Genomic DNA, 8,016 nt, shown 5'->3' on the forward strand with positions numbered 1-8,016 from the left:
CGGGATCTCGCAGGTGTCAGGCGCGCAACCGGCTGCCGACGAGGTCGATCAGTCGCGTGCCGAACACTCGAAGGTCGTCCGGTTTCCTGCTGGTGAGCAGGAAACCGTCCAGAACCGCTTCTTCGTCGACCCAGGTGGCGCCCGCGTTCCGCAGATCGGTGCACAGGCTCGGCCATGAGGTGAGCGTGCGGCCGCGCACCACGTCCGCTTCGGCGAGCACCCACGGCGCGTGGCAGATCGCGGCGACCGGGATAGCCCGGTCGAAGAATTCTCGGACGAAGGCCACGGCGGTGTCGCTCAGGCGAAGCGCGTCGGGATTCGCCACTCCTCCCGGAAGCACCAGTGCGTCGTAAGCCTGCGCATCGACTTCGTCAACGGTGTTGTCCACGGCGAAGGTGTCCGCCTTGTCAAGATGATGGAAAGCCTGTACTCGACCGTGCGCGCCGGGAACGGAAAGCAGTTCGGCGGTGCCGCCGCACCGCGTCACGGCGCGCCACGGCTCCACTAGTTCGACCTGCTCGACTCCTTCCATCGCGGTGAGGAAGGCGACCCGTTTACCGGTGAGCGCGGCCGTCTGCTCACCGGCACCGGAATGCCCCGAGGCCGCCGCACGTACTTCCTCGGCCACCTGCGGCCACTGCTGTTCGTGTGGGTCGGCTCGGAGCTCGTCGTTGAGTGCGGTGCGCCGTGGGTTCGCCTGTGGGCCTTGCATCCGTTCCTCGCTTCGTCGGTGGCCGGCATGTGTGTCGTTCTGGATTGCCGGGTACCCGCAGGAGTGACCATGAAACGCGGAGACGACGAGTTGGCGCTGTCCCGGGAACAGGCCGCTACGCCGCACGGCAAGTTCGGCCTGCCCGGTACCGTAGCCGCTGTTCTGTTCGACCTCGACGGAGTGCTCACCGATACTGCGGCGGTGCATCGCGCGGCATGGCGGCGGATTTTCGACGACCTGGTGCGCCGCCGCGAGGGGCCAGCGGCGCGTCCGTTCACTGATGAGGAATACGCACGGCTCGTGGACGGACGTTCGCGCGAGGACGGGGTACGCGCGTTCCTGGCAGAGCGGGGGATCAAGCTTCCGGAGGGGACGAAAGCCGACGACCCGCGGGAACAGACCGTGCAAGGTGTCGCAGCGGCCAAAAACCACCGGCTGCGCACCGAGCTCGAGAACGGGGGAGTGCGGGCTTATCCCGGTTCGGTGCGTTTCCTTTCGGCGGTGCGGCGAGCAGGACTGCGGGTCGGTGTGGTGAGCGCTTCGGCGAACGCCACGGAGGTTCTGGCGGCGGCGGGGCTGAGCGCACTCGCTCCGGTGGTTGTCGACGGTCTCGTCATCGAACATCAGGGACTGGCGGGCAAGCCCGCACCGGACTCCTTCCTCGCTGGTGCCGCCGCTTTGCAGACCGAACCGGAGCACGCGGCGGTGTTCGAGGACGCCCTTGCCGGGGTTGCCGCAGGACATGCCGGTGGATTCGTCCCGGTAGTGGGAGTAAATCGCTCGGGTCAGGCCGCGGCGCTGCGCGAGCAGGGCGCGGACATGGTCGTGTCCGATCTGGCGGACCTGCTGGAGGGTTCGGGTGACTGAGGTGAGAAACAAAGGAGATACTCAGCCATGGAGCCTGCGCAGGAGAAAGCATGAACTGACGGCCTTGGAGCGAACCGAGTCCCTTTTCGCATTGTCCAACGGGCACATCGGCATCCGCGGCACCCTCGAGGAGGGAGAGCCGCGGGCGCTGCCTGGTACCTATCTCAACGGTTTCCACGAACAGCATCCGCTGCCGTACGCGGAAACCGGATACGGAGACCCCGAAGACGGGCAGACGATGGTCAATGCCACGGACGGCAAGATCATCCGGTTGCTCGTGGAGGACGAACCGTTCGATGTGCGTTATGGCGAGACCACATCGCACGAGCGTGTGCTGGATTTCCGGGCCGGGACGCTGACTCGCTCGACCGAATGGATCTCCCCGACCGGGCGCCGCGTACTGGTCCGCTCGCAGCGGCTCGTCTCGTTCACCCAGCGCGCGGTCATGGCACTGCGCTACGAAGTCTGGCCATTGGACGCGGACATGCAGCTGGTCGTTCAGTCGGATCTGCTGGCGAACGAACCGATAGCGCCGCAGAGCAACGACCCGCGCGTCTCGATGGCCCTGGATGCCCCGCTCGTTGCGGAGTTCGCCGACGCGAGGGAGTACCACGCAGTCCTGAACCACCGTACGCGCAATTCGCGGCTGCGTATGGCCGCGGCGATGGACCACCGGATCGAGACCCCGCATGGGCTGCGCACCGATATCTCCGCGGAGACGGACCTTGCCAGGCTCTCTTTGGCGGTGGATGTACCTTGTGGCGAACGGCTATGTGTGACCAAATACGTCGGCTACGGATGGTCCGCGCGACGTTCGGCGCCTGCGCTGCGTGCTCAAGTGGACGCCGCGCTTGCCGGGGCGCTGCAGACCGGCTGGGAAGGACTGCTCGAGGAACAGCGCGACTATCTGGCAGAGTTCTGGTCTGCCGCGGACATCGAACTGCACGGTGACGCGGAACTTCAGCAGGCGGTGCGGTTCGCGTTGTTTCACGTTCTGCAGGCCGGCGCTCGCGGGGAGAGCCGTGCCATTCCTGGGAAAGGGCTCACCGGTCCTGGCTACGAAGGGCACGCGTTCTGGGACACCGAAACATTCGTCTTACCGGTGTTGACCTACACGATGCCTGATGCCGCACGGGACGCGCTGCGGTGGCGCTACAGCACGCTCGACAAGGCACGGCAACGTGCGCGGTTACTCGGTCAGCGTGGAGCAGCGTTCCCCTGGCGCTCGATCGACGGAGCAGAGTGCTCGGCCTATTGGCCGGCCGGGACAGCGGCGTTCCACGTCAGCGCCGATGTCGCCGACGCCGTTTCCCGCTACTTCGCGGCGAGCGGGGACTCCAGGTTCGATGTGGAATACGGAACCGAGATCCTGGTGGAGACCGCCCGGTTGTGGCATTCGCTCGGACACTACGACAGCGAGGGAAACTATCGGATCGACGGTGTGACGGGCCCCGACGAATACACCGCGGTTGCCGACAACAATGCCTATACGAATCTCATGGCTCAACGCAATCTGCGTGAGGCCGCCAGGGCATGCGCGCGTAACCCGAGCGTGGCGGGCATGCTCGGCGTGGAGGTCCAGGAACCCGAAGCCTGGCACGAGGCCGCCGACCACATGTTCGTCCCGTTCGACGAGGCGATCGGGGTGCACCAGCAGTCAAGCGAGTTCACTACGCACGCGGAATGGGGCTTCGACGAGACAGGCGAATCCGATTACCCGTTGCTGTTGCACTACCCGTACTTTGACCTCTACCGCAAGCAAGTAGTCAAACAGGCCGATCTGGTACTCGCGATGTACCTGCGAGGCGACGCGTTCGACGCGCGGCAGAAAGAGGACAACTTCATCTACTACGAAGCGAGGACCGTACGGGATTCCTCGCTCTCGGCTGCCCCGCAGGCCGTTCTGGCCGCTGAAACCGGCTTCCTGGATCTGGCTTACGACTATTTCGCCGAGGCCTGTCTGACGGACCTGCATGACCTGCACGACAATGTCTCCCAAGGGGTGCACATCGGCTCGCTCGCGGGCGCGTGGACGAGTGCGGTCGCCGGGTTCGGCGGGATGCGCGATCACGACGGCTACCTATCGTTCGCGCCACGTCTTCCCAGCGCCCTCGAACAGTTGACATTCCGCCTGCGGATGCGGGAGAGCCTGGTAGAAGTCCAGATCACCCCGGACTGGGCCACCTACCGGCTGCTCTCCGGTCAACCACTCGAGCTGGCCCACTATGGGGACCCGATCGTGGTGACGCCCGACGAGGCCGTCAGCAAACCGGTGCCGCTATCCGGCTCTGCGCGGCCGGAACCCGAGCAGCCATCGGGTCGGCGACCACGGAGGCGCACCCCCTGAGCATGACCCGAGGCGCCGGTACGCAGATCGGTGGCCGATCGGATGTTTGGCACTGCCGCCTGCGGGGCACCGTAATGACATCATGGGTTCACTACTTCCTGGACTGTCCGGGCGACACGAGCACCGCATGCCAACGGATGCGGAAACGGCCACGGTTCCCGAGACCGCGATGGTGCTGTCCGCTTTGGTGCTGCCGACGGTGCTGACCGGCGTCGTCAAACGTCGGCCTGGTGCCATGCAGCTGGCGAACAGGCTGGGTACCGACCGGCGGGCGATCGAGCTACTGTTCGCGCTGCGCGAATATCATGGGCCTGGCCCCATTCGGCTGCGGTTGCCCGGAAGGTCGATCGTCCTGGTACTAGATCCGGGACAGGTGAGCGACATTCTCGCCGACACGCCCGAGCCGTTTGATCCGGCCACGACGGAAAAGGTTGCCGCGCTCGGACATTTCCAGCCGCACGGGGTGTTGATCAGTGACCGGTCCGCGCGCGGATCACGCCGGGAATTCCACGAAGCGGCCCTGCAGCCGGGGCACGAGCTTCCAGAATCCGCCCAGCGGTTCGCCTCAGTGATCGCTACCGAGTGCCAATGGCTCGAGGGGCTGGTGCTCCGGACAGGAGAGCTCGGATGGAACGATTTCAACGAGATGTGGTGGCGAATCGTACGGCGTATCGTGCTGGGGGACGCGGCTCGGGACGACCGACGCTTCAACGTTCTGCTCGACGAGTTGCGTAACCGGGCCAACTGGGCTTATCTGGCGGCCCCACGCCGGCGAACCCGAAGCCTGTTACGCGATCGCCTATGGCAGTACTGCACGGATCCTGAACCAGGCTCGCTGGTCGAGAGGGTATCCGAAATCGGGCAGGAAACCGGCACGGACCCGGTGGATCAGATCCCGCACTGGCTGTTCGCCTTCGACGCCGCAGGAATGACAGTGATGCGTACCCTCGCGTTACTCGCCGCGCACCCGGCTGCTGCCTCGGCCGCCGCGGCGGAAGCAGTCGAAATGCGTGACACACACCTGTCCGCACCGCCGTTTCTCAACGCCTGCGTACAGGACTGCCTGCGGCTCTGGCCGACCACACCGTTGTTGCTCCGGGAAACTCGGGAGCAGACCGCCGGGAGAACCCAGACGCTACCTGAAGACACCACTTTCCTCATTTTCACACCATTCTTCCACCGCGACCGGGAAACCATCCCGTTCGCCGACCAGTTCTCCCCACAGGCATGGCTCGACGGCCGTGCGGAACGACAGCCGGGGATCGTGCCGTTCAGCGCCGGACCGGCCGTGTGCCCAGGTCGGGACGTGGTGCGGTTTGTCATGTCGACCACATTGGCATGTCTGCTCAATCGATACGACTACGAACTGATCGACGGGCCCATCCCGGATCGTGCGAGCACGGTACCCGCGACCATCGACCATTTCCGGCTACGCCTTCGCCCACGAGCACGCGAGACCAATCCGGAGCCTTGAGGCATCCGAGGATCGGCAGGTCCTGGTCTACCCCTGCCTACCAGAACAGTTGCTGGCTCACCTCGCTCGGCGAATCGTAGCGCCGGTTCGGCATCCTCTGCAGTGTGTTCAGGACGACGGCCGCGGCGCCATGCGAGAGCGCCACCCGAACGAGGTCCTCGCGATTCGCGGGATAGTCGACACCCGCCAAAGCTTTCTGTAACTCGACGGGATCGGCCTTGGCCTCCATGGTCACCTCCTTTTCCCGGCGCCGGTCGGATCACTGTTCCGGGGGAAGGGCCGGTTTCTCATGGTCCTTCGCGTTCTCATGGTCCTCCGCGCGGGTCCGGGGCGCGTTCCAGCCCTCGACGACTGGGTCGTCGTCGGCGGGTGGTTCAGGGTCGAGGAAGGGGTCGGAGCGGGACGGGCGGTTACCGCGGACCAGTCCCTCGGTCTCGTGCGCCAATTCGTCGTCGACTCGAGCACTGTGCTTGCTGTTCTCTCGTTGCATCGGCCACCTCCGCTGTATCGGTTTCCATGCCCGGAATACCCGGTGACGGTGCGGGATAACCCGCCGCTCTCGATTGCTGGCCGCGGCAGGGCGGAAGTCTTCGCCGACAGTGTCGTGTCTCCCTGTCCTGAAGAGGGGAGCGGTGGGCTCATGTCCTCACGGTGGCGACGGCGCGTGTGCGGTCAGCACGAGCGCGGGCGTGATGTGCCGCCACGCGATTCCGAGGCGGAGATCTCGGAACCGGGATCTTACCTGCCGGAGGAAGCCGCGGCCGGTACGTCGGCACAGACTGGCGAGAGTGAGCAGCGTGACGAATGTTCCGTCCCGGGCCAGCACGACACCAATACCTGTGAGCAGCACCTCGCGACGGGCCGGCGCCAGTAGCGCCCACGGCAACGTGGCCACCACAGCGTCGGCAGGCGGCAGTCCTCGTGCTGCGGCGAGCTGGGGCAACAGCGCACTGTCGGCGGCGACCACTTCCACATCGGGCCGTTGTGCTTGCAGAGCTGCGGCCAGGTGGCGGTCGACCTCAACGGCGATGATCCTGCTCTCGGCCATGAGTCCATCGCGCAGCGCCTGGGTAACCGGACCGGTGCCCGCGCCGAGCTCGATCACCATGGCGGTCCTGGTCACTGGCAGCGCGCGCGTCAGCCGTCGGGCACAGCATCGTGAGCTCGGAGTGACCGCGCCGACCGAACGTGGCGAACGCGCCAGTGCTCGCCACAGCACAGCGAGACCCGGGCGGCAGGCCCGGCCTGCGATCACCGTGTGCATAACGACTCCGCTCTTTCCTGCGGTGATCTTGATCCGGCGGCTACCGGGTACCCGGTAGCCGCCGGATCAAGCCGGCTCATGCCGTTTGCGTGCGCAGGTTTGCCAGCCGTGCTTGAGGGTACGACGAGGTAACCGATCCAGCCAGGGAGGACTCGTATGGCGCAGACGGCTCCCGCGCCGGTCCCGGTGCGCTCAGCCCACCGGCGCGTCCAGGCAGGGCAGGGGATCACCAGAGTCCTGCGGACGACCGACCCCAAGGACATCGGGGTGCAGTATCTGGCGACCGCGTTCGCGTTCTTCGTGGTGGGCGGGATCATGGCGTTGCTGATGCGTACCGAGCTGGCCCGGCCGGGTCTGCAGTTCCTGTCCCAGGAGCAGTACAACCAGCTGTTCACTATGCACGGCACGATAATGCTGCTGCTCTACGCCACGCCTACTTTGTTCGGTTTCGCGAACTGTGTCCTGCCGATCCAGCTCGGGGCGCCCGACGTGGCATTTCCCCGCCTCAATTCGCTGTCCTTCTGGCTGTTCGCCTTCGGCGGGGTGATCGTCCTCGCCGGTTTTCTCACTCCGGGGGGAGCGGCCGATTTCGGGTGGACCGCTTATACGCCGCTGGCGTCCGCGACACATTCCCCTGGTTTGGGCGGGAACCTGTGGATCACCGGGCTGATCGTGTCTGGCCTCGGCACGATCCTGGGCGCGGTGAACATGGTGACCACAGTGGTGTGTCTCCGGGGGCCCGGTATGACGATGTTCCGGATGTCGATGTTCGGCTGGAACATCCTGGCCACCTCGATCCTGATCCTGCTGGCCTTCCCGATCCTGACCGCGGCGCTGTTCGGTCTGCTCGCGGACCGCAACATCGGCGCCCATGTTTTCGATCCGGCCAACGGTGGAGCGGTGCTGTGGCAACACATGTTCTGGTTCTTCGGGCACCCCGAGGTCTATATCGTCGCGCTGCCGTTCTTCGGGATCGTCACCGAGATCATTCCGGTGTTCTCCCGAAAACCGCTCTATGGTTACAAAGGGATGGTGTTCGCCACGCTCGGTATCACCGCGCTCTCGGCGACTGTCTGGGCGCACCACATGTTCGCCACGGGTGCGGTGCTGCTGCCGTTCTTCTCGTTCATGACCTTCCTGATCGCGGTGCCCACCGGGGTGAAGTTCTTCAACTGGATCGGCACAATGTGGAAGGGGCAGCTGACCTTCGAGACACCGATGTTGTTCTCGATCGGTTTTCTGGTGACCTTCCTCTTCGGCGGCCTCACCGGGGTGATTCTGGCTTCGCCGCCGCTGGATTTCCAGGTCACCGACACCTATTTCGTGGTCGCGCACTTCCACTACGTGCTGTT

Annotated in this window: 8 protein-coding genes; 4 read left to right on the plus strand and 4 right to left on the minus strand. The window is 65.4% G+C overall.

Annotated features, from left to right (window positions below; genetic code table 11):
- Nucleotides 1-16: 16 nt before the first annotated feature.
- Nucleotides 17-628: a type 1 glutamine amidotransferase domain-containing protein gene (locus AD72_RS20490; RefSeq protein ID WP_037346708.1), complete on the minus strand. Its 612-nt coding sequence runs from the start codon at nucleotides 626-628 to the stop codon at nucleotides 17-19.
- Nucleotides 629-781: 153 nt separating this feature from the next.
- Here AD72_RS20490 and AD72_RS20495 point away from each other — a divergent pair, with 153 nt between their 5' ends.
- From AD72_RS20495 to AD72_RS20505, 3 genes are all read left to right on the plus strand, one after another.
- On the plus strand, nucleotides 782-1,579 hold the full coding sequence (locus AD72_RS20495; protein WP_082469067.1) for an HAD family hydrolase: 798 nt from the start codon (nucleotides 782-784) through the stop codon (nucleotides 1,577-1,579).
- Nucleotides 1,572-3,926, plus strand: coding sequence for a glycoside hydrolase family 65 protein (locus AD72_RS20500; RefSeq protein WP_031468151.1), 2,355 nt, complete (start codon nucleotides 1,572-1,574; stop codon nucleotides 3,924-3,926). Before AD72_RS20495 ends, AD72_RS20500 begins: the two co-directional genes overlap by 8 nt.
- A gap of 127 nt (nucleotides 3,927-4,053) precedes the next feature.
- A complete protein-coding gene (locus tag AD72_RS20505; protein ID WP_031468152.1) occupies nucleotides 4,054-5,400 on the plus strand; it encodes a cytochrome P450 in 1,347 nt (448 codons plus the stop codon).
- A 37-nt stretch (nucleotides 5,401-5,437) separates the two neighbouring features.
- Here AD72_RS20505 and AD72_RS20510 read toward each other — a convergent pair whose 3' ends face one another.
- The 3 genes from AD72_RS20510 to AD72_RS20520 all read right to left on the minus strand — a co-directional run bounded on the left by AD72_RS20510 (nucleotide 5,438) and on the right by AD72_RS20520 (nucleotide 6,508).
- On the minus strand, nucleotides 5,438-5,629 hold the full coding sequence (locus AD72_RS20510) for a DUF2795 domain-containing protein (protein WP_031468153.1): 192 nt from the start codon (nucleotides 5,627-5,629) through the stop codon (nucleotides 5,438-5,440).
- Between the two features lie 30 nt (nucleotides 5,630-5,659).
- Nucleotides 5,660-5,890, minus strand: coding sequence for a hypothetical protein (locus AD72_RS20515; protein ID WP_037346686.1), 231 nt, complete (start codon nucleotides 5,888-5,890; stop codon nucleotides 5,660-5,662).
- 156 nt (nucleotides 5,891-6,046) lie between these two features.
- Nucleotides 6,047-6,508: an SAM-dependent methyltransferase gene (locus tag AD72_RS20520; protein ID WP_156365297.1), complete on the minus strand. Its 462-nt coding sequence runs from the start codon at nucleotides 6,506-6,508 to the stop codon at nucleotides 6,047-6,049.
- 312 nt (nucleotides 6,509-6,820) lie between these two features.
- Here AD72_RS20520 and AD72_RS20525 point away from each other — a divergent pair.
- Nucleotides 6,821-8,016: cbb3-type cytochrome c oxidase subunit I (locus tag AD72_RS20525; protein WP_031468155.1), on the plus strand; the 1,196-nt coding region annotated here is incomplete at its 3' end.

The sequence above is a fragment of the Sciscionella sediminilitoris genome, from assembly GCF_000737195.2.
GTDB classification, from domain to species: domain Bacteria; phylum Actinomycetota; class Actinomycetes; order Mycobacteriales; family Pseudonocardiaceae; genus Sciscionella; species Sciscionella sediminilitoris.

What these genes read in the sequence shown, in the direction of transcription:
- AD72_RS20495 (WP_082469067.1), top strand. Translation starts at nt 782, where the DNA reads ATGAAACGCGGAGACGACGAGTTGGCGCTGTCCCGGGAACAGGCCGCT.
- AD72_RS20505 (WP_031468152.1), top strand. Translation starts at nt 4,054, where the DNA reads ATGCCAACGGATGCGGAAACGGCCACGGTTCCCGAGACCGCGATGGTG.
- AD72_RS20510 (WP_031468153.1), bottom strand. Translation starts at nt 5,629, where the DNA reads ATGGAGGCCAAGGCCGATCCCGTCGAGTTACAGAAAGCTTTGGCGGGT.
- AD72_RS20515 (WP_037346686.1), bottom strand. Translation starts at nt 5,890, where the DNA reads ATGCAACGAGAGAACAGCAAGCACAGTGCTCGAGTCGACGACGAATTG.
- AD72_RS20520 (WP_156365297.1), bottom strand. Translation starts at nt 6,508, where the DNA reads ATGGTGATCGAGCTCGGCGCGGGCACCGGTCCGGTTACCCAGGCGCTG.